Below are 22,710 nucleotides of genomic sequence, written 5' to 3'. Positions count from 1 at the left end.
ACCAATACAGTTACAACATGATTAAAAATCCATTCGACTGCCACTTATAACTACCGCATACTTTGCAGCTTGAGTTTCGCAAGCCACTCTGAGCATGCGCCGCACTTCGTTACGCCACCGGGCCGGAACCAGGCACAGGCTCTTTGTCGAGGCCGCAACGCTCCATAAACGCATTGGTAAAGACGCGGCGCGTAGGCGCATCGAGCAGCCGGTGGCGGCTGCAGAGCCAGCTGTTCACGGCCGCTTCGCCGTACATGCGGCGCAGCCGGTTTTCGGTCAGGTTGAAATTGATTTTGCCCCAATGTAGCGTGTAGGCAATGTTCAGAGTTTCGAGCCGGGCCCAGATCAGCTCCAGAAACCGGCGCGTATCCCGGCCCTCTACCCCATCAAACTCCAGCACCGCCGTCACCGGGAAGCGGGTGAAGCCGAGTGTGGCGCGGGTGCCTTTCACGAAGCGCAGCCCCAGGATTCCGGGAAACGGCTGCTGCTTGTTGAGCAGGTGAATTTCGGTGAGTACGCGCGGCACGTCGTGGTTGTCGAGGCCTATGGCGGCGCTGGCGGCTTTGCCCCGGATATTGGTGTTGTCGAAGGTTTCGCTCATGGTGCCCGCCGTGCCGTTGGTTTTCTCAAAAGCCAGCGGGTACAGCCGGTTTACCAGGGCCGGCACCAGCGCCGTGCTCAGGCCGCCCAGGTGGTCGAGTACGGTTTCAATGAGACCCAGCGTACTGTCGCCGTAGGTGAAGCCCGGCGCGGGCACAGGCCGGCGCGGATAGTCAGTTCGGTAGAGCGTTTTGAAGAGCAGCTGCACATACACGCCGCGCTCTGGGTCGGCGCCCGTGAGGTCGAATTGGTGGGGGTTGATGATGATGGTGAGGTGATATGGCTGCCGGGCGGGGTCCTGGAGCGGCAGCGGCAGCCAGGGCTGCAGGCCGGTCAGGTCGAGGTGGGTCATGAGCTGCTTCACTCCCTCGCGGTACGGGACACGGTAGGCGCTGAAATCTTCCAGCAGAAACAGCGGCTCCACTTCCAGCAGCACCCCATGGATGAACCCGAAACTCCCGAAGCTGACCAGCGCGGCATTGAACAGGTCGTCGTCGCGGAGCACTTCGGTTACGCCCAGCCACTCCGTGAACTTCGCCGAAGCCACCGGATACGAGGCGCGCTCCAGCCATACATGCCGGTCGGGCCCGGTCACGAGGTGCAGGCCCACCACGGTTTCGGGCAGTGCCCCGAAGCGGAATGCCCCGCCGTGCGTACCCGTAGATAGCGCCCCCACAATACTCTGCCCGTTGCTGGCTCCGGAAGCCCGAATCGACTTGCCGCGGGGTTCGAGCTGCTGCTCCAGGCCCACAATGCTCATACCGCACTCCGTGAAAAACAGGTTGTCGGCGGTGCGGCCGGCCGTCTGGTAGGCGGGCGCCACCATTGTGGGTTTCAGGGCAAACGACTGCCGCAGGGCCATGGTATCCACAAGCCCGCCATCCGTGACGGCCACTTCCGAAAACGACCAGCCTTTGCCCAACGCCCGCAGCCGCACGTTGTGCTCGATGCCGTAGCGGATCAGCCACTGAAAGTTGGCCGTGGTCTGGCGATACTGCTCCTGGCTGGTGGGCAGGCTCGGGCTGCGCAGCTTGAAGCAAGCGGAGGGCGTCAGGCGCTGCGTGAAGTTTTCGTGGCGGTTGGTCCATTCCGCCATCGGATGCGCCTCAATTCCGTTGGGTAGGCTCATGGCTTTCGAACTGCGCTTAAGGGCTGAGATGGCGCAGCCGGACCCATTCCCAACGTGTCTACGGCGGGCATATAAGGCGCGCAGCACCAGCTCACACGCTGTTTAGTCACGATGCCTACCGTCACGAGGGAAAGTAGGAAATGCCCGAACGTATTCGTTACGGTGACGCTATTGAGGTGGTTGGAGCGCGGGTCGCAAGGCGGCTTGATGTCCGTGGGTTGCTTCAGTCCCCAGAAATACGCCGTCACCAGCCGCGTGCTGTTCGGGTCGTTCACGACTCCGTCGCAGTCGTAGACGGTAGCAATCCGGGTGGTCATGCAGCCCGACAGGCCGCCGGCCAGCACCAGCGCGGCTATTGCTTGAAATGGCGTCATAGCGAAAGGGGATTTATATAGTATAATTTATATATAAAATCCAGGACTTCAAGCATGAACACCAAACAGAAAGCCGCTTCGGGAATACCAACTGGTACTCTCGAAGCGGCTTTTCTGCCCCAGGCATAAGGGGGCTATGCTATTTCATTTTCTAAGCATGTGCGCTGCTACTCCGCTTCAGCAAGCTCCTCGCGCAGCTTTTTTGGCAGCGAAGCGCGCACCAGGCCGTAGGAATGGTCTATCAGCTCCCGTAGCTGGCCGCCGGGAATGCCGGTGCCTATCAGCACGGTGTTCCAGTGCTTCTTGTTCATGTGGTAGCCCGGCAGCACGTAGTCATGCTGTTCGCGCAGCTCCTGGGCCCGCTCCGGGTCACACTTCAGGTTGATGCTACCGAACGTATCAATATCGGTGAGGGCGAAGACCTTGCCCCCAACTTTGAACACGAGCGTTTCGGGGCCAAAGGGGGTTTCTTCCGTCACGCCGGCTTTTAGCAGGCAATAGTCGCGGAAATCCTCGATGTTCATGCGGCCGGGCTTAGCGAATAAACCAGCGGTAGAGCAGCACGATAAAACCCACCAGGAACATGGCCATGCTCAGCTTATTGATGAAGTGCATGGTCCGCAGGTTGAAGTTGGTATGCCGGCCGGGGTCGTTTTTGCGGAAGAAGTAGCTGAAAACGGGGCCGAGGTTAAACAGGTCTTTGCGCATGAGGAAGTGGGGTATCGGGTCCGCTAAAGTAACATACGCGGCGGCGGAAAGATTTACCGGCGCCGGATATTATTCGCCGGCTGCTAGCGGTACAGCGCCTCAATGCGCTGCTGGTTGTTCTGGCGGATAATCTTGCGTTTCACCTTCATAGTAGGCGTCAGCTCGCCCGATTCCACGCTCCAGAGGGTGGGCAGCAGCGCTACCTTCTTGATCTGCTCCCACTGCGCGAAGGCGGCGTTGGTCTGCTGCACCAGCTGCTCGTAGAGGGCCTGCACCTGCGCGTGAGCGGCCAGGGCGGCATCGGACAGGTCGGTGGGCAGGTTGTGGCTTTTGGCCCAGGCGCGCAGCTCGGTGAAAGCCGGCACCAGCAGCGCCGAGGCAAACTTCTCGCCCTCGCCCACCACCATCACCTGCTCCACCAGCGGCGACTCCGAAATTCGGGATTCCAGCGGCTGCGGGGCCACGTACTTGCCGTTCGAGGTCTTGAACATCTCCTTTTTGCGGTCCGTGATTTTCAGGAACCGGCCCTGCACCAGCTCCCCGATGTCGCCGGTGTGCAGCCAGCCGTCGGCGTCGATGGTTTCGGCCGTGAGGTCGGGGCGGTTGTAGTAGCCCTGCATCACGGAGGGCGAGCGGGTCAGGATTTCACCGTCGGAAGCCAGCTTCAGCTCCACGCCCGGAATGGCGGGCCCCACGGCCCCGATGAGGTTGCCGCTGGCTTCGGGCTGACTGGCGGCAATAACGGGCGAGGTTTCGGTCATGCCGTAGCCTTCCATCACCCGGATGCCGGCCGCCCAGAACACCCGCGCCAGCCGCGGCTGCAAGGCCCCGCCCCCGCTCACGATGTAGTGCACCTGCCCGCCCATGGCTTCGCGCCACTTGCTGAACACGAGCTTGTTGGCCAGCGCCAGCTGCGCGTTGTAAAGCACCCCCTGGTTTTTCTGGGTGTCGTATTTCAGGCCCAAATCCAGGGCCCAGAAGAACAGTTTTTTCTTGAGGCCGGTCAGCTCCTTGCCCTTGGCCACAATCTTGTCGTAGATTTTTTCGAGCAGGCGCGGCACGGTGGTAAACACCTGCGGCTGCACCTCACGCAGGTTGTCGGCAATGCGCTCCACGCTTTCGGCGTACCAGATGCTGAACCCCAGCAGCAGGTAGAGATAGGTGGCGGTGCGCTCGAAAATATGGCTCAGCGGCAGGAAGCTAAGGGCTTTCTGGCCGGGCGGCAGCGGCAGGTAGCCGGTCAGGTTTTCGCAGTTGTAGAGAATGTTCCGGTGGCTGAGCATCACGCCTTTAGGCCGCCCGGTGGTGCCGGAGGTGTAAATCAGCGTCAGCAAATCGTCGGGCTGCACGGCGGCTTTCAGGGGCTCCAGCGCGGCTGGGTCGGCGGCCTGGCCGGCGGCCAGCAGCTCGGTGAAGCAGCGGCTGCCGGGCACCTCATCGAAGGTGAAAACGTACTCGGGGCCGTGCGCCAGGCCCGCTACGGCTTCCTGCACCCGCGCCAGCAGCTTTTTGTCCTCCACGAGCACCACCCGCACGCCGGCATCCTGGAAAATATGGCGGTAATCTTCCACCGTAATCGTCGGGTACATCGGCACGCTCACGGCCCCGAGTTGGGCAATCCCGAAGTCGGCAATCACCCATTCGGGCCGGTTAGCGGAAATGATAGCCACTTTGTCGCCGTGCCCGATGCCGAGCTGCGCCAAGGCCAGGCTCACGCGGTTGCTCAGCTCCTGCACCCGCGCGGTGCTGAGCGGCTCCCAGCGGCCCGCTTTCTTCTCAACCAGACAATCGGCCTGCGGGGTGGTAGTGGCCAGCTTGGCCAGCAGATCAAACGTGCGACGAATTTGCATAGGTGGGTAGTTGGGAACAAGTGGCCGACCAGGCCGAAAGGGCTACAAAAGTAGCTTTACTGCCCGGCTACCGCCGAATCAGACCATAATTTTACGAACAGCAGTATCTACGTTGCGGCCCGTAAGCCGACGCGGCTGTGATGTTTTTACGGTGTCCGCAACGCTACGGCCGTGGCTGGTGTCTATGCCGGCACCTAACTTGCTGCTTATGAAACTCCTGCCCCTCTCCGGTCTGCTTCTCTCCGCCACCGGCACCATGGCCCAGACGCCCGCCGCCGAAACCGAAGCCGTCAAGAAAACCGTACAGACCTTCTTCGACGGTATGCGCAAGGGCGACAGTACGCTGGTGCGCTCCGCCTTGGCGCCGGGTGCGGTATTTCACACGCTCAACACCCGCAACGGCACTACCCAGCTACACGCCGAAAACCCGTCGGACTTTGTGAAGGCTGTGGGCACAGCGCATAAAGACGTATGGGACGAGCGTATCAGCTTCGATAAGGTGCTGATTGATGCCAACTTGGCCAGCGTCTGGACGCCGTACGAGTTCTACCTCGGCAGTACCTTCAGCCACTGCGGCTACAACTCGTTTCAGCTGGTGAAGCTGGCCGGAGGCTGGAAAATTGCCCACATCATCGACACGCGGCGTAAGGAGAAATGTAAGTAGTGCAGCCGCCTGTCCTTTTGAGCGGCGTTTATCCTTTCGCCGCCGCCACAATATCCGGCACTTCCAGCACCGGCTTGGGGTAGCCGCGTTGTGCAACGTGCAGCATGGCCTGCCCCAGCTCCGCCAGCGTTGACGCGTACTTCGGACTCAGCCCGCGCACTACCGGATACAGCCAGCCGAAATACTTGTAGTACGACAGCACATGCTGCTGCCCCGACGTCGCTTTCAGGAAGCCCGGCCGGAACATGTACGCTTGCCGGAAGCCCATCTGCCGCAACTCGTTTTCAGTTTCGCCCTTCACACGCGCCCACATTTGCCCGCTTTTCAGGGTGCCATCGGTACCGGCGCCCGACACGTAGCAGAACGTCAGGTCGGGGTTCTGGGGTAGCAAGGTTTGAGCAAAGTGCAGCGTAAGGTCGTGGGTGAAGCGGCGGTACTCGGGCTCCTTCATTCCCACCGACGACACGCCCAGGCAGAAAAAGCACGCATTGTAACCCGCCAGCTGACCAGCAATGGGCGCGAGGTTCTGAAAATCCTTGTGAAGGATTTCCCGCAGCTTGGGGTGGCTGTGGCCGCTGGGCCGGCGGCTGATGCTCAACACCTGCTCCACTTCCGGGTCGTTCAAACATTCCAGCAGCACCCCCTCGCCCACCATGCCGGTGGCGCCAGTCAATATCACGCGTAGTTTCATAGTGGAGCAGACGCATAAGCAACGCGGATGTTTTACACGGCATTGCTCGTCACGCACCCTACTACATGATGGGTAACGCCAACGGAATCAGTATCCCGGTTCTTCCAGACCGAAATTTGCAGTCATCTTTGCGGTGTAGTATGCAACAGCCGCACGTGATGAACGCCACCGAACAGGAAGAGCGAGAGTATCTGGAGGAAATGAAGGAGCAGTTGATGCTGGCAGTAAAGCGGGTGGATGATTCCGTCCGGCAGTTTTCCGACGAGCTTCGCCAGAAAAAGCAGTACATCCACGAGCACCAATCCGGCATGGATGAGGCCGACATGGTGGCCGCCGGGCAGTCCATCGACCGGATGGCTTTTACGGGCGGGGCTGCTGTAGCCCGCAAGCGCAAGCTGCTCAAGCTCAGCCAGTCGCCCTACTTCGGCCGCGTCGATTTTGCCAGCGGCAATACACCGGCTGCGCCCGTTTACATCGGCGTGCATTCGTTCTTCGACGAGCAGCGGCGCCAGAACCTGATCTACGACTGGCGCGCGCCCATTGCGTCCATGTTCTATGATTTCGAGCTGGGCGAAGCGTCGTACGCCACGCCGTCTGGCACTATTCACGGCACTATTGAGCTGAAGCGCCAATACAAAATCCGCGACGGATGGATGGAGTTTATGCTCGACAGCGACGTGAATATTCACGACGACGTGCTGCAGCGGGAGCTAGCTAAGTCCTCGGACGATAAGATGAAGAACATCGTCGCGACGATTCAGCGCGACCAAAACGCCGTCATCCGCAACGAAACTGCCCAGGTGATGGTCATTCAGGGCGTGGCTGGCTCCGGCAAAACCTCCATTGCCCTGCACCGCATTGCGTTTTTGCTGTACCGCTACCGCGAAACCATTGCGGCCAAAGACATCCTCATCATTTCGCCCAACAAGGTCTTCGCCGACTACATCTCCAACGTGCTGCCTGAGCTAGGGGAAGAGCATATTCCGGAGCTGGGGATGGAAGAATTGGCCGCCGACCTGCTCGACAACCGCTACCCGTTTCAGACCTTTTTCGAGCAGGTATCGGCGCTGCTGGATCATCACGACGCGGCTTTTATAGAGCGGATCCGGTTTAAGTCGTCGTTTGAATTTCTCAGCCAGCTGAACCAGTATCTGCTGCACATCGAGAATACCTATTTCAACGTGACGGAGCTGCGAGTGGGCCCTGCCCTCGTGCCGCACGCGCTGATTCAGCAGAAATTTAAAGGCTACCACCGGGTGCCGCTCCTGAAACGGTTTGCGCTGGTTGCGGAAGATGTGCGGGCGTATGTGCGGGACGCTACCAAGCGTAAGCTGTCCGGCCGGGAGAAAGCCACGATTGGCGAAGCCATTCCCCGCATGTTCAAGCTAAACAACGTGCTGGAGTTGTACCGGGATTTTTACCGTTGGATTGGTCGGCCCGAGCTACTGCGAATGGGTCAGCGCCTGGAATACGCCGACGTGTTTGCCCTGATTTATCTGCGCCTGCGCCTGGAAGGCCTCACTGCCTACGACCATGTCAAACACTTGCTGGTGGATGAAATGCAGGACTACACGCCGGTGCAGTACGCTGTATTGTCGCGGTTGTTCAACTGCCGCAAAACCATCTTGGGTGATGTCAGCCAGACCGTAAATCCGTACAGCGCTTCCTCCGCCGAGACTATCGAGCGGGTGTTTCCGCAGGCCGATATCGTACGGCTCTACCGCAGCTACCGCTCCACCGTGGAAATTACGGCCTTCGCCCAGCGACTTATGCCCAACCCCCACATCCTGCCACTGGAACGGCACGGCCCAGAGCCCGACATCCGGCGCTGCCATACCCGCGACGAGGAGCTGGAAACCCTTCAGCAGCTGATTATAGCCTTCAGAAGCTCCGGCAACCACTCACTGGGCATTATCTGCAAAACCCTCCGTCAGGCTGAGCAGGTTTACGAAGCCCTACAGGCCTCCGACGTGCATTTGCTCACAGATGAGTCCACGTCGTTCAAGGAAGGTGCTATTATTACCACTGCGCACCTAGCCAAGGGCCTGGAATTCGACGCCGTTATCGTGCCCTTTGCCTCGGCCCGCACCTACAAGACAGAAGTTGACAAGAGTATGCTCTACGTAGCCTGCACCCGCGCCATGCACCAGCTCACGCTGACGTACACGGGGGAGCTGGCTGGGTTCTTGGTTGAACGAAATGTGGTGGGGCACCGGGTTACTTGAGACGAAGCTTTGATGCACCCGCATCAAAGCTGTGAACCGATTGACCGTTGGCCTTTAGCAAGAATTCAGTCACCATATCCCATGAGCCCGTATTGTTCGTCAACTGCCTTTTGCAGAATGACCATAAAAGCTTTGCGCTCTTCCGATAGAGAAACTATTTGAGGATTTGATTTTAGCCTCAGTAGCATACACGCCACAATTTCACTACCCCAGCGAAACGTGCCGTAATAATCATACCACGGTTCGATGATACCCTTCGCTTGTAGCTGAAAGAATAAGCCATCCTCTATCCCTCCGACCCGTTCTAGAACGAAGCCTTTGCTGGATGGATTTTGGTCGTCGTGAATTAAGTAGAAATCCAACATTTCTATCACTCAAGATGAGGCAGACTTATCCGAGTCCGCCTCGTTTGCCTTAAAACTACCCTACCACAGGCGCTTCCACTAACTCCTTTTCCACCCAGCGGCCGTCTTCGCGCATGAGGTCGATGAGTTGGTCTACGGCTTGTTCTTCGGGCACGGACTTCTTGATGACTTCCTGGCCGCGGTAGAGGGCAATTTTGCCTTTGCCCACACCCACGTAGCCGTAGTCGGCGTCGGCCATTTCGCCGGGGCCGTTGACGATGCAGCCCATGATGCCGATTTTCACGCCTTTCAGGTGGTCGGTGCGCTTGCGGATCATGGCGGTGGTTTCCTGCAGGTCGAACAGGGTGCGGCCGCAGCTGGGGCAACTGATATACTCCGTTTTGGACATGCGCGTGCGCGCCGCCTGCAGAATGCCGAAACTGAGCTGATTCAGCTGGTCCAGCGTCTGGAGCCACTCTTCCTTACTCCGCTCCGGCAGCAGCTCAGTGCTCAGCACTACCCCGTCGCCGAGGCCATCCAGGAGCAGGCCGCCCACGTCGGTAGCAGCGTAGAGCTGGGTTTGCTCGGGCGTGAGGGCTGGGTACTGGCGGTTGATGAGGACCGGGTTGGTGATGCCGTGGTTTAGCAGCTCGAAAAACGCGCGGCGTATTTCGGGCATGGCATGGGCGTTGTCGGTGTAGAGGATAATGACGGCCGTGGCGTCGTCGCGGAGCTGCGCCAGCGTAGCGGGCGTGAGCGAATCCAGGTTCTGGAATACGAAGTTCAGCTCCGAATGACGGATACCAGTGGAGGAATATTCAGCCTGAGTGAGCACCGGATAATGGTCGGAGCGCTGGCCAGCATCGAGCCAGGCGGCGTAGTCCACCACTTCCTTGAGTCCGTTGGGCAGCATAAACGGCACGGGGCGCTGGCCGCTATAGAGGTAGTCGGCCCCCAAGTCGTTCATCTGAAACTTGTCGAGGAAGGCCGAATACAAATGGCCCACCGCGCGCAAATCGGCATATTCTACTGACGAGAGGCGCGATACGTCTACCATCACACGGGGCACGTTCTGCCCGCCCATATTCAGCACCTCGCGCGTGATGCGGCGGTGGTACTGGAATGGGTCGGTGGGTACCTCAGTTACCGGCTTAATTGGCTTCGCCTCCGCTGCCCGGGTGGTATACCGGTCAATCAGGGCTTTGGCCACCGGGGCTTCGGCTTCGGGAGCTTCAGTCAGGCTCACGCGTACCGTGTCGCCGAGGCCGTCTTCGAGCAGCGTACCGATGCCAACGGCGCTTTTAATACGGCCGTCCTCCGCCTCACCGGCTTCTGTCACGCCCAGGTGCAATGGATACGGCTGCAGGCCTTCTTCATCAAGCTTCTGCACCAAGAGGCGGTAGGCCTGCACCATCACCTGCGTGTTGCTGGCCTTCATGCTCAGCACCACGTCGTAGTAGTTTTCTTCCTCGCAGAGGCGCAAAAATTCCAGCGCCGACTCCACCATGCCCAGCGGGGTGTCGCCATAGCGGCTCAAAATTCGGTCGGAGAGGGAGCCGTGGTTGGTGCCGATGCGCATAGCAGTGCCGTACTGCTTGCAGATCTGGACCAGCGGCCTGAACCGCTCCCGGATGCGGTTCACCTCATCCTGATACGTGACGTCGGTGTACTCAATGAAGTCGAATTTCTTCTTGTCGGCGTAGTTGCCGGGATTTACGCGCACCTTCTCCACGATGCGGGCGGCTAGCTCGGCGGCGTTGGGCGTGAAGTGGATATCAGCAATGAGGGGCACATTGCAGCCCCGCTTGCGCAGCTCCTTCCTGATTTCGAGCAGATTCTGGGCCTCCTTCACGCTGGGCGCCGTAATGCGCACATACTCGCAGCCGGCTTCTACCATGCGCAGTGTCTGCTCCACCGAGCCCAGCGTGTCCATGGTGTCCACGGTGGTCATGCTCTGCACCCGAATGGGGTTGAGGCCACCCATGGGCAGGTCGCCAATTTTGACTTCCCGGCTGAGGCGGCGCTTGTATTCAGTGAGGCTGGGGCAATACGTCTTGTTCATAGAAGGAAAACCGGCGGCGAAAGGCGAAAGTTGCGGTTGCGGGCAAAGGTACAAGGTAGCTGCTACGTTCGGCAGTAATCTGCCGGGCAAGTTCCCTCAGCGTGAGCGGCCGAATTGGCTACCTTGCCTGCCTGACGTTCCACTCCGCTACCCGCTGTCCGCATGCTCGTCCCGAAATTCTCGCGCCGCCATTTTCTAAAGCTCTCCGGCGTTGCCGTGGCTGCTCTGCCCTTGGCACTCGCCGGCTGGCCGGCAGTTGCGGCCGGCCGCAAAAGCCGGGACTATCTGGTGTATGTTGGCACCTTCGCTAAGCCCGGAACCGACAGCATTTTCCTCTACCGCCTCTCTCCTGCTACTGGTGCCCTCACCCGCCTGCGAGCCGAAAAAGGCGGGGAGAATCCGGCCTTTCTGGCTCTCGATTCAAGGCAGCAGTACCTGTACGCCGCCAACGAAATCAACGAATACCAGGGCGCGAAGAGCGGTTTTGTTACGGCCTTTTCCATCGACCGGCGCACTGGCAGCCTCACCCGCCTCAACGAGCAGCCTTCGGGCACCTCGGGGCCCTGCTATATCAGCCTCGACCGTACCAACCGGGCCGCGCTGGTGGCCAACTACGCCGGCGGCAGTGTAAGCCTGCTCCCGATTGAGAGCAGCAACGGCAAGCTGCGCCCCGCGTCGGCTACCGACCAGCACCGCGGCTCCGGCCCTAACAAAAACCGCCAGAACGAAGCCCACGCTCACTGTATCATTCCCGACCCAGCCAACCGCTTTGCCTTTGCCGTGGATCTGGGCACCGACCAGGTGCTCGGCTACAAGCTCGATGCCCGACAAGGCAGCCTCGTGCCGCTGCCTGTTCCTGCTTTCACCACGCAGCCTGGGGCCGGGCCGCGCCACCTCACCTTTCACCCCAACGGCCGCTGGGCCTACCTCACCAACGAGCTGACTTCGACGGTTTCGGCGCTGACCTACGATAACACGGCGGGCACTTTCCGCGAGCTGCACACACTGTCGGCCCTGCCCACCGACTTCAGCGGACCTAATACCTGCGCCGATATCCACGTGGCCCCAAACGGCCGGTTTGTGTACGCCACCAACCGCGGCCATGATAGTGTAGTCGTTTTTGCCATTGATGTTATGTCGGGTCGTCTGACGCCGGTGCAGCATGTCAGCACCCAGGGCAAAACGCCGCGCAACTTCGCCATCGCCCCTACCGGCGCTATTCTGCTGGTAGCCAACCAGAATTCTAACAGCATCGTCACCTACTTCATCAACGCCCAAACCGGCCTGCTAACTCCGACAGGCGTGGCGGTGGAAGTGCCCGCGCCGGTGTGCCTACAGGTAGTCCCTGATTTTCTGGCGTAGCCGAATTTGGCTAAGGTTTTTGGGCGCTTCCGGCAACTTCCGCTGCAGTCGGCTGTCTATGAGCTGATACTGCAGCCTACGTTACCTCATGAGCAAACTCCTCGTATTAGCACTGGCCGCGTTGTTGCTGGCATTGCCCGGCCGGGCGCAGCAGGTGGCCGTCATTAAGCTGCCGGAGCTGCAGAAGCGCCTGAGCCAGCCCAACGACACCACGTACATCGTCAACTTCTGGGCTACCTGGTGTGCGCCCTGTGTAAAGGAGCTACCTCATTTCGAGCAGCTCGGCCGCACTTATGCGGGCCAGAAGGTGAAGGTACTTCTGGTTAGTACCGACTACGTGTCGCAGCTGGAGAAGAAAGTGAAGCCGTTTGTGGCAAAGCGCGGGCTGAAATCAGAGGTGGTGCTGCTGAACGAAACCGACCCTAACTCCTGGATGGACAAGGTGGATACGCAATGGTCGGGGGCGCTGCCGTTTACCATGATGCTTAACAACAAGCGCCAGAAGCGCGCAACATTCGAGAAGGAATTCACGCAGCCTGAGCTAACAGCCGCGCTGCAACAGTTTCTGAAGTAGTCATTTCCCACTTTTCCCTAACTCATCCTCATGAAAAAGCTCCTTTCTCTTCTGGCTCTCTGCCTGCTGGCCCTGAGCAGCTTCGTGCTGCGGACGGCATCTCCTGGCTATCAGGTCGGTGATAAAGCCGTGGATTTCAAGCTGAAAAACGTGGACGGCAAGCTGGTTTCTCTGGCCGACAACAAAGCCGCCAAGGGATACATTGTGGTATTCACCTGCAACACCTGCCCCTACGCCAAAGCCTACGAGCAGCGCATCATGGACCTGAACACCAAATACGCGCCGCAGGGCTACTCCGTAGTAGCCATCAACCCCAACGACCCGGCTGTGGTGCCCGGCGACGCCTTTGCGGAAATGCAGAAGCGCGCCAAAGAGAAAAAGTATGCCTTCCCCTATTTGCAGGACGAGTCGCAGGAAATAGCCAAGCAGTACGGTGCCACCCGCACTCCGCACCTGTACGTGCTCAGCCGCAAGGGCGCGGACTTTGTGGTGAGCTATATCGGGGCCATTGACGACAATTCGGAAGATGCCAAGCTGGTAAAGACCAAGTATCTCGAAAACGCCATGACCGATATTATGGCAGGCAAGCCAGCTACTGTTAATTCAACGAAAGCTATTGGCTGCACCATCAAATGGAAGAAAGCCTAGGCTACGTCTGCCGTTGCACAAACAGAAAGAGCCAGCTCGAAAAGCTGGCTCTTTCTGTTTGGATAGGGTATGTTAAACTGCTGAATTGCTTGAGCCGTTTTCCGCGCGCCGGAAAACGTCTTCCAGCGTATCGGTCTGTACACCGGGCTTTTCGTCAAGAGCGGCATTGACCATGGCTTGGGCCACTTCGCGGCCGTGGATGGGGCGGTACTGCTGCAAACCGGGCAGGTAGCCAGCCAGGGCAGCCAGCGGCAGGGCCAGCCGCTCAGCCAGGCGCGGCTCGTGGCGGTGGCCAGCCAGCATACCGGGCTGCAGGATACGGATGCGCTGAAACGGCAGCCGCTTGATATCCTGCTCCAGCTTGCCTTTCATGCGTGAGTAGAATACAAACGCCTCCGTATCGGCACCGGCCGACGAGACCAGCACGTACGTTTTCACACCGTTCTGCGCCGCAGCTTCCGCCACCCGATACTGATAGGTATAGTCTACTTTGTACTGGGCATCATTGCCGCCAGCTTGCCGGAGCGTGGTACCCAGCGCTGAGAAAAGGACGTCGCCGGTCAGCAGATGCTGCCACTGCCCGGGGTGGTCGAAGTCAATCAGATGCTCCTCCAGTTTGCCGGGATTCTGGTAGCCCGTGGGCCGGCGGGTAAATACTTTTATCCGTTCGAAACGCGAATCGGAGAGCAACTGTCGCAGCAGGTAGTCGCCGACAAGGCCGGTAGCCCCAATAAGTAATGCAGTTTGCATAGCGCGAAACCAGAGAAAGGCGAGTAGCAGCAACGTGCCGCCGCAAGCAAAGAAAAGTCCTGGTGTACGGCGGCGGCGGGGGTTTGTTGGATAGTGAACACCGCCTCCCTGCGGAAAGCCCTCTATTGCAGCACCAGCAGCACTATTTTTCCGATATGGGAGCTGCTTTCCATCAGCTGGTGGGCGGCAGCCGCTTCTGCCAACGGAAATGTGCGGTAGAGCAGCGGCCGCAATTTTCCCTGGCCAAGCAGCGGCCACACCTGCTGCTCTACTTCAGTGGCAAGCGCGGCCTTAAACTCAGCAGAGCGCGGCCGCAGGGTACTTCCCGTAATGGTGAGGCGTCGGCGCATAATGTCCAGTGCATTAAACTCAGCCGCAGCCCCCTGCATAGCATTAATGAATACCAGGCGGCCATCGTCGCGGAGCAGGCGCAGGTTTTTGGCGGTATAGTCGCCGCCTATCATATCCAGCACCACATCGGCCCCTCCGGCGGCGCGCACCATCTCCTCGAAGTCCTGCGCTTTATAGTTAATAACCGGATCAGCACCCAACTGCCGCACCGCTTCGGCCTTAGCACTACTGCCTACGGTGGCTGCTACGCGGCTGCCACGCGCTACGGCAAGCTGCACAGCCGTAGTGCCAATGCCACTGCTGCCGCCGTGCACCAGTAGCAGTTCGCCGGGCTGCAGGTGCCCGCGCTGGAACACGTTGTGCCACACCGTAAATACCGTTTCGGGCAGGGAGGCGGCTTCTGCAAAACTTACACCGTCGGGGATGGGCAAACAGTGGCGGGAATCTACGGTGGCATACTCGGCATAGCCACCAGCTGCCAGCAGCGCGCACACCCGGTCGCCGGGCTGCCATCGGGCCACTGCCGAACCACATTTTTCTATTGTTCCGGCTACTTCCAGGCCCGGAATCGAGCCGGCTACCTCTCCGGCTCCGGCGTACTTGCCCTGCCGCATCAGTACATCGGGGCGGTTGATGCCCGCCGCGTGCACCCGAACCAGCACCTCGTGTGCAGCCGGTTCCGGCTGAGGGCGCTCCTGAAGCAGTAGCACCTCAGGGCCGCCGGGGGTCGTGATTACAATGGCATTCATAAAGAGCAGGAACAAGTGGCAGACGATACGAAAAATGCACCTCGCAGACAGCGCTGTGTGCTGCCCTGTACGCAGCCCATGGGCTGGCGAGTTGTACTAGTGGCCGACCGTCGTCTGTTTGTCGGGGTTTTGCGTACTTGCTTCAGCCATGAAAAAAGTCAGCCTACTCCCCCATTTCCTCCGCACAGCCGGCCAGCTTACGAGCATGGCCGCCTGGCAAACGGGCCGCCTGTTTCACAAGGCGGCGGCTTCCGCTCTGGAGGCCATTCAGGAAGTATTGCGGGCTGAAATCAAGAAAGGAAACCAGCAGCTGGTGGTTGATTTTCTGACCAATAAGGCGCTTCCTGCTGCTCGTGCCTTGCTGCTGGAGCGTATGGCAGCCCGCTTGCTGGTGCGCATTGGGCTGCGTGGAGTTCTGGCTTCCAGTGTGGTAGGCTGGATTCTGCCGTTCGTGCTGGAACAGATGATGAAGGTCGGGCACAAAACGGGCGTGTTCGAGAAAATCCGAACCCATAGCACGGTGCAGGACAGCCTGCGTCGCCTCGACGAGTTGAAGCTAGCCGTCTGGAAACGCCTAGCCCCCGACCATGGTACCAGCGCCGAGCTGCTCGATGACGACACGGAATTGCCACGCCAACTGCCGAGCTGAAACCAGGAGTAAACGCAGCTTTCGGCAGGATAATTCCCCAATGAATTTTTAGTGTTTTTTGCCTTTTTAAGTAAATCCGGGGGCTTTTTACCTGTCGTAGATGGGCCAGATGAACACACCGAAAGAACACAATCCTGCGCAGGTTGCGCAGGTCACGCTCCCCCTGACCCGGGAACTCCGCACTCTATATCGGAGTGCCCGTCACATTCAGCACAATGTTCCTTATGCAGCGGCACGCCTAGCCCGTATTGCCGATCAGGCCGGATATTTTCTGCAGCAGTGGCCTGATGAACAGTGGCCAACTGTTTCGCAGCCCGACTGGCCTATGCCAGCCAAAACGGTTCTTGTTGCTTGGCTGGACGCCGTGAAGCAGGAAACGGCGCCCTACGTAGCAGGCAATATCCTCTGGCCCTATGCCAGCTGGCGGCAGGCTACCACTACGCTGCTGGCCGCTCTGGTGCCTTTCACCTAACCGGCAGCGAGCTGCTGGTCCTGCGCTGTAGTCTGGGTCAGGAAAGCTATTCGGCCTGAAGCGCGGCGCTGATAAGCCCGGGGCATTCTGACTGTTGCCAGCACAAACTGTTTCGCGGCGGCCGGAAGCCCGGCACTGCCTGCTTCTGACGCATCCTGTGTTGTTTCTCCTTCCCCGAACGATTCATCTGCCATAGCCGATGCCTGATACTCCTGGTGCATAAGAGTGCTCCGCCCCCCCACCTTTCCTGCAAGGATATTGGGCAGTATCTGGAAGTCTAGTGGCATTACACTGAGCTTCAAAGAACATTCACCAGCTCACTTTATTCATATTTTATCCTGTTGTTTATTACTTATTTTCCATCTCGCTCCACTACTACATCCGAGCCATACAAGAAAATAAATACGCCTTAAAGGGCCTTAAAAGCTAGTTGAGTAAGGTTGGTACGGTTTTGGAAAACTACTATATACTGCCCCACGACTCTGGGAGCAGTGTGTATGTTTTTTTCTATTTCCATTCTTGCAAACCAACTCAGCCAATATGTTTGACCGCATTAGAAAGCACCTGATTCTCTTTGCCCGGCACCAGGTAGGTACTACCAGCTACCTGAATCTGATTCAGGAGGCCGACTTAGGATTGAACCTGGAGAATCCTCACGAAAAGAGCCGCCTGAAAGAGCTCTTAGCCGACATTTCGATGGCTGAGGTTGCCGCCGGGCGTCCTATTCTGAGCTGCCTGGTAGAAGTAAAAGGCCACAAGGGACAAGGCGACACCTTCTATAAACTCTGTGAGCAGCTTGGCATGGGCGAGTGGCGTGCGCTCCGGCGGCAGGAAGACCTGCTAAAAAACCTGCGGAGCGAATGCCGGGCCTTCTGGCAGGACGAGAACCAGTTTATGCAGCACAGCCAGCTTGCCGAGCAGCCTCAGCACATGTCCAGGACGTCGTAAGCACAACAGGAGCCTTTTGCGGGCAGCTAAGCAGATTATAGATATTCGTAAGCCAAGAAATACCAAGAGGCTTCTGTATTGCGCAGAAGCCTCTTTTTGCATTTAGCAGGTTCTTAGGATTGGCGCTTGCCCAAGTTGCGGGCTCTCTACTGGGCCGGGCGGGCCATCGCCTGCACCAGCTTGAACTCCCCAATCTGCGCCAGCTTGGTCGGGTTCGGAACAACTTCTGTCAGACCGTAGGTGGTATTGGGAATGCGCGCGCCAGCGGCAGCCATATCTCCCTGCAGATAATAGCTCTTGCCCGCTTCCAGAACCAGCGTCAACTCCGGTGTACGCCCCAGCGCCAGCACGGGCACTTTGGACAGTGCCGTGTTAGCAACGAATGTAGTGGGGCCAGCCGGCAGGCTTACCTCGCAATGGCTTTTTCGGCCCAGCCTGCATACCAGCTGGCCGTTGGCATACACCCGGTATTTGGGATAAATCAACCCGAAGGCTTTGCCCTGCACAAAATGCACGGTGGCAGCAGGAGCCGGAGTAGCAGCGGGCGCCTGAGCATTTGCACTGCCAGCCCAAAAGGCAACCAGCCCCACGCCTAGCCACAGTAGTTTATTGTTCATGATACCAGTGAATAAGTGTGTCCAGGTAAAGCGAACGGCTCCATCAGTATATATATTGCGAGACGTACAAGTACTGATATTGCCTTTCTGCTTATGCGTGTGTTGTGTTTTTTACTTCCTGTGGTGCTGCTCGTGTGTTCAGCACGCGGAGCAGGTTGGAAATAAACGACGTATGTCTCATGCTGACTCTGTTCTTTTAGAGAAGCGCCTGGTGCGCCTGCAAAACCGGCGCTTTCTCGATACAGCACGTTTCCAGACATTCTATCTGAGTACTTCGCTGCTGCACCAGAACTACAGTCTGGCCAACTTGCCGATCCGGCTTGATGAGTTGCAGGCAGATCAGAGAATTGCACCATGGCTTACGCTAGTGGCTCCGCACCGCGAGCAGGCCGCCTAAATCTTCTCACCAGCGTTCAGCAGCGAATGACGGCACAGGAGTTCCAACTCTGCACTGCACGGCTGCTCCCCCATGTCGCAGGCACGCCTTCTACCCGGGACTTAACCACCGGTATCCTGACCCTTTCCAACATCGTTGGCGCTTTGTAGTCGAGAGCCTCTTCAATGCATCTCATGATATGACCGTGTTGACCTATGGCTGGTACTGTGGCCCTAAATGCGGAGTTGGCGAAGTACTACTTGTCGAGAAAGCACAGGGCCGCTGGCACATCAAAAAAGCCGTAGGAACCTGGATATCATAAGTGGTCCACCTTTTCTCTAGCAACGCGAAACACACCTACCTTTGGGTGCACTTCCACCCTTCTGATCAGCAACATAATCCCCTTTGAGAACGATACTCCGTGCTTCCACCCTTCTATTTCTTTTCGCTTGTTCATCAACTAATGATGGGAAGTCAACTCCTACGCCCAAGAACGAACTTTTGGGGCGCTGGCAGGCAGTAAGCAGTACCGAAACGTATATATGACGCAACGGGCAGAACAGTACGCCAGTCCACATCTACGTATTCGCCGGGCTCTTTTAGTGAATACACGGAAAAGGAAGTACTGTATTACCAGGGCACTCAGTTGACCAGCCGCTCTGTTTATACCCGCCAGGATAGTGTTCTGCATATAGGTTACGGTACCCAACCCAGCAGCTATGAAACAATAAGAAAACTAGATGCCCATCTGCTCAGGCTGGTTTCTGGCCGGCACAACATTAGCACCGGCGAGCAGATGGATAATACAAGCGTATACTCGCGTTAATGAAGAAGGAGTGCAGGCGTAACGCCTGCACTTGGTGATACGATAGCGGCAACGGTCCGCGCACAGGACGCTGGAAGCGTTAGGCCACCTGGTGTTGCTCCCACTGCGGGTTGAATTTCCGGGTCCGTCCAAAAGCATCCGGATTCTGGCTATAACGCAAACATCCTCCCGGAACCATCTTTACTTCGGTAAGCTTTCGGAGTATTGCATGCCAGTGCCAGTACCTGAACCAGCATATTTTTGGTGCTGAGTGACAAAAATGGCGCCGACTGTTCCGGCAGTCACGCCAGTACTTGCGCTGATAAAAGGCACACGGCAACGGCCCCGAAAAACCTCGTTTTCGGGGCCGTTAAGACAGGCGCTGCAGGTATCCAGAATTCGTCGTCTTTTTACTTTCAGTATTTTCAGCGCCTAGCTCTTAGGGCCAAACAGGTACGCCAGTGAAAGCTGGAAGGCGTGGTTGCGGTACGTAGGCGGTTCTTGACTGGTGAGCCCAGGCGCATAGCTGGCCCCGAGGTTGCGCAGGCCCTGGCTGTAGCTGGCCTGCACCTGCAACCCGCTGGCGAAACCGTAGCCCAGGCCGCCTTGCAGGCCGGCATCCAGGCCCTGGGACACGTAAGGCGCGTCGGGGCGGTTGTTGTAGGTGTCACCGGCTTCCACGTCGCCCTTGCTGGACTGGCCGCGGGAGGCGCCGCTCCCGTACCGGCCGCTTTGCGTGGAGGTATAGCTACCGCCCAGCAGAAAGCCCACATACGGGCCCGCGAATACCTGGAGCCCCTGGCCACCGGACCGTTGGCTATAAACCAGGTTGATGGGCACAGCCAGGTAGTTGAAAAGAAAGCTGTATTCCCCCTCGTAGGAGTAATTGTAGGGAGCGTCGTAGGCCTTTTCAACGAAGCCAAAACCCTTCTGAGAATAGAGCACGGCCGGCTGCACAGCCCAGTGCCCGGACAAGCCGACCTGCGCCACAATGCCAGCTTCCACTCCGCTGCGCGAAGAATTGGTAACGTTCAGATAGTCATTGCCCGGGTATTCAAAGCCACCAAAAGACCGGTTATAACCCAGTTTGGGACCAATGTGGAATGTGGTCTGTGCGTGAACAACGGAAGTGGTCAGCACCAGACCAGCCATCAGCAGGGAAGAAGTAAAGGGAAGTTTCATTGGAGGAATGGAAGAATACAAGACGGGGCAATTGAGTGCCCAGGACAATAGAAGCGTATAGAATAGGGGGACGTCTATAGGTGCATTACGGCCTGGTTCAGGGCGCAAATATTGATTACACAACTGGCAAGTTCAAACTACTTCGCGCAAACCTCGCCTGACAAACACGTTTTGAAGACGTTTAGATGAAGTCAATAATAGTTTAGGAAACCAGGTAGAAGGGCTTTTGCGCAGCGCGGAAGCCATTTTGCTGTAGCGCACCCTGTAGCAGGGCACAAAAAAAACCGCTCCCACCCGGAAACGGCTTTTCTGAAATCGAGGCTCGGAGAAAATTCCCACCCAACTCCGGCCCGATTCTGTCCTTGGCTTAGTGCCGGAACAAAAGTTCGCGGTACTTCACCAAAGGCCAGTCCTCATCGGCTACCATCAGCTCCAGCTTGTCAACGGAGCGGCGAATGGTATCGAAATGCGTTTTGACAGTGTCGCAGTAGGCAATGGCCCGCTCGCGGGTGTCTTCAATCTTGTTGGCCACTTTGCGGCTGTTCACCATGCCATCTACCTGGGTTTTGATAGTTGAAATGTGGCGCGAAATAGCTTTGATTGTATTTACCGTCACTTCTGAGCTCTCATCATCGAGGCCCAGCTCCCGCAGGCCGCGCACGTTGTTGATGAGCTTGGTCTGGTAGGCTACGGCGGTAGGAATGATGTGGTTGATGGCCAGATCACCCATTACGCGGCTTTCAATCTGAATCTTTTTGATGTAGTCTTCCAGCAGAATCTCGTGGCGGGCATGTAGCTCGACGTGCGAGAAAATGTGGTGGCGCTCAAACAGCGAAGAAGCTTCCTGCTCCACTATGGCGTCCAGCGCCTGGGGCGTAGTAGGAATGTTCGACAGCCCACGCTTCTCGGCTTCGTCTTTCCACTCGTCTGAGTAGCCATTGCCCTCAAACCGGATTTTCTTGGAGCTGATAACGTACTCGCGGAGCACCTCCACAATGGCTACCTCCTTCTTCTTGCCCTGCTCAATAAGTGCATCGACGGAAGTTTTGAAGTCAATCAGTTGCTCAGCCACAATCGTGTTGAGCGTCGTCATGGCCGACGAACAGTTCGCCGAGGAACCCACGGCCCGGAACTCGAACTTGTTGCCGGTGAAGGCAAACGGCGACGTGCGGTTGCGGTCCGTATTGTCGAGCAGGATGGCCGGAATCTTATCGATGCCGAGCTTGAGGTAGATGTTGTCACCTTTGTCGAGAGGCACTTTAGCAGTGCGCTCCAACTCGTCCAGCACCGAATTCAGCATCGAGCCCACGAACACCGACATGATGGCCGGCGGCGCTTCGTTGGCCCCCAGGCGGTGGTCGTTGCTGGCCGAGGCAATGCTGGCGCGCAGCAAGTCGGCGTAGCGGTCTACGGCCTTAATGGTGGTGATGAAGAAGGCCAGAAACTGCAGGTTCTCTTTGGGACGGCGGCCGGGCGCGAGCAGGTTAACGCCCGTGTCGGTGCTCAGGGCCCAGTTGTTGTGCTTGCCCGAGCCATTCACGCCGGCAAACGGCTTCTCGTGCAGCAGCACTTTGAAATTGTGCTTATCCGCTACCCGCTCCATGATGTCCATCAGGAGCTGGTTGTGGTCGACGGCGAGGTTGGCGTCTTCGAAGGTCGGAGCGCACTCGAACTGGTGCGGCGCTACTTCGTTGTGGCGCGTGCGCAGCGGAATCCCCAGCTTGTTGGCTTCCTCCTCATACTCGAGCATGTAGGCGTGCACGCGGGCCGGAATAGAGCCGAAGTAGTGGTCATCCAGCTGCTGGCCTTTGGCCGGGGCGTGCCCAAACAGGGTGCGGCCGGTCATCACCAGGTCGGGGCGCGCATTGTACAGGGCACGGTCGACGAGGAAGTACTCCTGCTCGATGCCCAGCGTGGTGTTCACGCGGTTCACATCCTTATCGAAGTACTGGCACACATCCACAGCGGCTTTCTCCAGCGAAGCCAGCGACTTCAGCAGGGGCGCTTTGTAGTCGAGAGCCTCCCCGGTATAGGCCACGAAAATCGTGGGAATGCAGAGGGTTTTGGCGCCTGCGGTTTCAATGATGAAAGCGGGCGAAGTCGGGTCCCAGGCCGTGTAGCCGCGGGCCTCAAACGTGTTGCGGATACCGCCGTTCGGGAACGAAGAAGCATCCGGCTCCTGCTGCACCAGCGCGGACCCTTTGAAATTCTCAATCGGACGACCGTCCGAATTCAGGTCAAAGAACGAATCGTGCTTCTCGGCCGTAGCGCCGGTCAGGGGCTGAAACCAGTGCGTGTAGTGCGTGGCTCCTTTGGCCATGGCCCAGGTTTTCATTGCCGAGGCTACGGCATCAGCCACGCTGCGCTCTACCGGGCTGCCCAGCTTGATGGCGCTTTGCAGCTTCTTGAAATACTCGCCGGGCATGGTGGCCCGCATGGCATCCAGGTTGAAGACGTTCTTGCCGAAGCTGTCGGAGCGACGCTCACCGTTGCTCTCAACTGTGAGAGGCTGGCGCTGGTCAACCAGTTCAAGTGCTTTAAAGCGGAGGATTGCCATGAAGGAGGTAATCGGGGGATTTT

The 22,710-nt window shown here is 58.2% G+C and carries 22 protein-coding genes; 9 read left to right on the top strand and 13 right to left on the bottom strand.

Features of this window, described 5'->3' with window-relative positions:
* Positions 1–109: 109 nt before the first annotated feature.
* From IC231_RS16295 to IC231_RS16275, 5 genes are all read right to left on the bottom strand, one after another.
* On the bottom strand, positions 110–1,729 hold the full coding sequence (locus IC231_RS16295; protein WP_190785562.1) for an FAD-binding protein: 1,620 nt from the start codon (positions 1,727–1,729) through the stop codon (positions 110–112).
* Complete coding sequence (locus tag IC231_RS16290; protein ID WP_190785561.1) at positions 1,726–2,103, bottom strand: hypothetical protein; 378 nt, start codon at positions 2,101–2,103, stop codon at positions 1,726–1,728. Before IC231_RS16290 ends, IC231_RS16295 begins: the two co-directional genes overlap by 4 nt.
* 167 nt (positions 2,104–2,270) lie before the next feature.
* Positions 2,271–2,627, bottom strand: coding sequence for an MmcQ/YjbR family DNA-binding protein (locus IC231_RS16285; RefSeq protein WP_190785560.1), 357 nt, complete (start codon positions 2,625–2,627; stop codon positions 2,271–2,273).
* 10 nt (positions 2,628–2,637) lie between these two features.
* Complete coding sequence (locus tag IC231_RS16280; RefSeq protein ID WP_190785559.1) at positions 2,638–2,811, bottom strand: DUF6728 family protein; 174 nt, start codon at positions 2,809–2,811, stop codon at positions 2,638–2,640.
* 83 nt (positions 2,812–2,894) lie between these two features.
* A complete protein-coding gene (locus IC231_RS16275) occupies positions 2,895–4,661 on the bottom strand; it encodes an AMP-dependent synthetase/ligase (RefSeq protein ID WP_190785558.1) in 1,767 nt (588 codons plus the stop codon).
* A gap of 208 nt (positions 4,662–4,869) precedes the next feature.
* On the opposite strand from IC231_RS16275, the gene IC231_RS16270 reads away from it, so the two are divergent.
* Positions 4,870–5,325, top strand: coding sequence for a nuclear transport factor 2 family protein (locus tag IC231_RS16270; RefSeq protein ID WP_190785557.1), 456 nt, complete (start codon positions 4,870–4,872; stop codon positions 5,323–5,325).
* A gap of 28 nt (positions 5,326–5,353) precedes the next feature.
* On the opposite strand, the gene IC231_RS16265 is transcribed toward IC231_RS16270, so the two are convergent.
* Positions 5,354–6,016 carry a Rossmann-fold NAD(P)-binding domain-containing protein gene (locus tag IC231_RS16265; RefSeq protein WP_190785556.1) on the bottom strand — a complete coding sequence of 221 codons (663 nt, stop codon included), beginning with the start codon at positions 6,014–6,016 and terminating at the stop codon, positions 5,354–5,356.
* Between the two features lie 140 nt (positions 6,017–6,156).
* On the opposite strand from IC231_RS16265, the gene IC231_RS16260 reads away from it, so the two are divergent.
* On the top strand, positions 6,157–8,241 hold the full coding sequence (locus IC231_RS16260) for a HelD family protein (protein ID WP_211539124.1): 2,085 nt from the start codon (positions 6,157–6,159) through the stop codon (positions 8,239–8,241).
* A 65-nt stretch (positions 8,242–8,306) separates the two neighbouring features.
* On the opposite strand, the gene IC231_RS16255 is transcribed toward IC231_RS16260, so the two are convergent.
* Positions 8,307–8,606 carry a hypothetical protein gene (locus IC231_RS16255; RefSeq protein WP_190785555.1) on the bottom strand — a complete coding sequence of 100 codons (300 nt, stop codon included), beginning with the start codon at positions 8,604–8,606 and terminating at the stop codon, positions 8,307–8,309.
* 55 nt (positions 8,607–8,661) lie between these two features.
* Positions 8,662–10,647: a (E)-4-hydroxy-3-methylbut-2-enyl-diphosphate synthase gene (gene ispG, locus IC231_RS16250; RefSeq protein ID WP_190785554.1), complete on the bottom strand. Its 1,986-nt coding sequence runs from the start codon at positions 10,645–10,647 to the stop codon at positions 8,662–8,664.
* A gap of 162 nt (positions 10,648–10,809) precedes the next feature.
* On the opposite strand from ispG, the gene IC231_RS16245 reads away from it, so the two are divergent.
* The 3 genes from IC231_RS16245 (at position 10,810) to IC231_RS16235 (ending at position 13,231) form a co-directional block, all read left to right on the top strand.
* Positions 10,810–12,009, top strand: a complete 1,200-nt coding sequence (locus tag IC231_RS16245; protein WP_190785979.1) for a lactonase family protein — start codon at positions 10,810–10,812, stop codon at positions 12,007–12,009.
* 88 nt (positions 12,010–12,097) lie between these two features.
* The gene (locus tag IC231_RS16240; RefSeq protein ID WP_190785553.1) at positions 12,098–12,583 is read left to right on the top strand and encodes a TlpA disulfide reductase family protein; all 486 of its coding nucleotides are present in this window, start codon (positions 12,098–12,100) and stop codon (positions 12,581–12,583) included.
* A gap of 30 nt (positions 12,584–12,613) precedes the next feature.
* Positions 12,614–13,231 carry a thioredoxin family protein gene (locus IC231_RS16235; protein ID WP_190785552.1) on the top strand — a complete coding sequence of 206 codons (618 nt, stop codon included), beginning with the start codon at positions 12,614–12,616 and terminating at the stop codon, positions 13,229–13,231.
* Between the two features lie 72 nt (positions 13,232–13,303).
* Here IC231_RS16235 and IC231_RS16230 read toward each other — a convergent pair whose 3' ends face one another.
* Both IC231_RS16230 and IC231_RS16225 read right to left on the bottom strand, forming a co-directional pair.
* Complete coding sequence (locus IC231_RS16230) at positions 13,304–13,981, bottom strand: NAD(P)H-binding protein (RefSeq protein WP_190785551.1); 678 nt, start codon at positions 13,979–13,981, stop codon at positions 13,304–13,306.
* Positions 13,982–14,103: 122 nt separating this feature from the next.
* Positions 14,104–15,081 (bottom strand): NAD(P)H-quinone oxidoreductase, encoded by a 978-nt coding sequence (locus IC231_RS16225; RefSeq protein ID WP_190785550.1) that lies wholly within the window; start codon positions 15,079–15,081, stop codon positions 14,104–14,106.
* 148 nt (positions 15,082–15,229) lie between these two features.
* Between IC231_RS16225 and IC231_RS16220 the strand changes: the two genes are divergently transcribed.
* From IC231_RS16220 to IC231_RS16210, 3 genes are all read left to right on the top strand, one after another.
* Positions 15,230–15,730, top strand: a complete 501-nt coding sequence (locus IC231_RS16220) for a hypothetical protein (protein WP_190785549.1) — start codon at positions 15,230–15,232, stop codon at positions 15,728–15,730.
* Between the two features lie 325 nt (positions 15,731–16,055).
* The gene (locus tag IC231_RS16215) at positions 16,056–16,202 is read left to right on the top strand and encodes a hypothetical protein (RefSeq protein WP_190785548.1); all 147 of its coding nucleotides are present in this window, start codon (positions 16,056–16,058) and stop codon (positions 16,200–16,202) included.
* A gap of 540 nt (positions 16,203–16,742) precedes the next feature.
* Entirely contained in the window at positions 16,743–17,150 is a 408-nt protein-coding gene (locus IC231_RS16210) for a hypothetical protein (protein ID WP_190785547.1), read from the top strand.
* 146 nt (positions 17,151–17,296) lie between these two features.
* Here IC231_RS16210 and IC231_RS16205 read toward each other — a convergent pair whose 3' ends face one another.
* Positions 17,297–17,767, bottom strand: coding sequence for a hypothetical protein (locus IC231_RS16205; protein WP_190785546.1), 471 nt, complete (start codon positions 17,765–17,767; stop codon positions 17,297–17,299).
* A gap of 172 nt (positions 17,768–17,939) precedes the next feature.
* On the opposite strand from IC231_RS16205, the gene IC231_RS16200 reads away from it, so the two are divergent.
* The gene (locus tag IC231_RS16200) at positions 17,940–18,164 is read left to right on the top strand and encodes a hypothetical protein (RefSeq protein ID WP_190785545.1); all 225 of its coding nucleotides are present in this window, start codon (positions 17,940–17,942) and stop codon (positions 18,162–18,164) included.
* Between the two features lie 1,216 nt (positions 18,165–19,380).
* On the opposite strand, the gene IC231_RS16195 is transcribed toward IC231_RS16200, so the two are convergent.
* Both IC231_RS16195 and IC231_RS16190 read right to left on the bottom strand, forming a co-directional pair.
* Positions 19,381–20,130, bottom strand: coding sequence for a porin family protein (locus IC231_RS16195; protein ID WP_190785544.1), 750 nt, complete (start codon positions 20,128–20,130; stop codon positions 19,381–19,383).
* A 367-nt stretch (positions 20,131–20,497) separates the two neighbouring features.
* Positions 20,498–22,687 carry a glutamine synthetase III family protein gene (locus IC231_RS16190; RefSeq protein ID WP_190785543.1) on the bottom strand — a complete coding sequence of 730 codons (2,190 nt, stop codon included), beginning with the start codon at positions 22,685–22,687 and terminating at the stop codon, positions 20,498–20,500.
* Positions 22,688–22,710: the final 23 nt, after the last annotated feature.

Source organism: Hymenobacter duratus, assembly GCF_014698995.1.
In the GTDB taxonomy this organism is placed as follows: domain Bacteria; phylum Bacteroidota; class Bacteroidia; order Cytophagales; family Hymenobacteraceae; genus Hymenobacter; species Hymenobacter duratus.
This window is presented reverse-complemented; position numbering and strand designations above follow the sequence as displayed.

Excerpts from the sequence above, each read along its gene's own strand:
- IC231_RS16255 (WP_190785555.1), bottom strand. The coding sequence starts at position 8,606 with ATGTTGGATTTCTACTTAATTCACGACGACCAAAATCCATCCAGCAAA.
- IC231_RS16275 (WP_190785558.1), bottom strand. The coding sequence starts at position 4,661 with ATGCAAATTCGTCGCACGTTTGATCTGCTGGCCAAGCTGGCCACTACC.
- IC231_RS16285 (WP_190785560.1), bottom strand. The coding sequence starts at position 2,627 with ATGAACATCGAGGATTTCCGCGACTATTGCCTGCTAAAAGCCGGCGTG.
- IC231_RS16190 (WP_190785543.1), bottom strand. The coding sequence starts at position 22,687 with ATGGCAATCCTCCGCTTTAAAGCACTTGAACTGGTTGACCAGCGCCAG.
- IC231_RS16225 (WP_190785550.1), bottom strand. The coding sequence starts at position 15,081 with ATGAATGCCATTGTAATCACGACCCCCGGCGGCCCTGAGGTGCTACTG.
- IC231_RS16260 (WP_211539124.1), top strand. The coding sequence starts at position 6,157 with ATGCAACAGCCGCACGTGATGAACGCCACCGAACAGGAAGAGCGAGAG.
- IC231_RS16295 (WP_190785562.1), bottom strand. The coding sequence starts at position 1,729 with ATGAGCCTACCCAACGGAATTGAGGCGCATCCGATGGCGGAATGGACC.
- IC231_RS16265 (WP_190785556.1), bottom strand. The coding sequence starts at position 6,016 with ATGAAACTACGCGTGATATTGACTGGCGCCACCGGCATGGTGGGCGAG.
- IC231_RS16240 (WP_190785553.1), top strand. The coding sequence starts at position 12,098 with ATGAGCAAACTCCTCGTATTAGCACTGGCCGCGTTGTTGCTGGCATTG.
- ispG (WP_190785554.1), bottom strand. The coding sequence starts at position 10,647 with ATGAACAAGACGTATTGCCCCAGCCTCACTGAATACAAGCGCCGCCTC.
- IC231_RS16205 (WP_190785546.1), bottom strand. The coding sequence starts at position 17,767 with ATGAACAATAAACTACTGTGGCTAGGCGTGGGGCTGGTTGCCTTTTGG.
- IC231_RS16210 (WP_190785547.1), top strand. The coding sequence starts at position 16,743 with ATGTTTGACCGCATTAGAAAGCACCTGATTCTCTTTGCCCGGCACCAG.
- IC231_RS16215 (WP_190785548.1), top strand. The coding sequence starts at position 16,056 with ATGCCAGCCAAAACGGTTCTTGTTGCTTGGCTGGACGCCGTGAAGCAG.
- IC231_RS16220 (WP_190785549.1), top strand. The coding sequence starts at position 15,230 with ATGAAAAAAGTCAGCCTACTCCCCCATTTCCTCCGCACAGCCGGCCAG.
- IC231_RS16235 (WP_190785552.1), top strand. The coding sequence starts at position 12,614 with ATGAAAAAGCTCCTTTCTCTTCTGGCTCTCTGCCTGCTGGCCCTGAGC.
- IC231_RS16200 (WP_190785545.1), top strand. The coding sequence starts at position 17,940 with ATGTCTCATGCTGACTCTGTTCTTTTAGAGAAGCGCCTGGTGCGCCTG.
- IC231_RS16280 (WP_190785559.1), bottom strand. The coding sequence starts at position 2,811 with ATGCGCAAAGACCTGTTTAACCTCGGCCCCGTTTTCAGCTACTTCTTC.
- IC231_RS16270 (WP_190785557.1), top strand. The coding sequence starts at position 4,870 with ATGAAACTCCTGCCCCTCTCCGGTCTGCTTCTCTCCGCCACCGGCACC.
- IC231_RS16230 (WP_190785551.1), bottom strand. The coding sequence starts at position 13,981 with ATGCAAACTGCATTACTTATTGGGGCTACCGGCCTTGTCGGCGACTAC.
- IC231_RS16290 (WP_190785561.1), bottom strand. The coding sequence starts at position 2,103 with ATGACGCCATTTCAAGCAATAGCCGCGCTGGTGCTGGCCGGCGGCCTG.
- IC231_RS16245 (WP_190785979.1), top strand. The coding sequence starts at position 10,810 with ATGCTCGTCCCGAAATTCTCGCGCCGCCATTTTCTAAAGCTCTCCGGC.
- IC231_RS16195 (WP_190785544.1), bottom strand. The coding sequence starts at position 20,130 with ATGAAACTTCCCTTTACTTCTTCCCTGCTGATGGCTGGTCTGGTGCTG.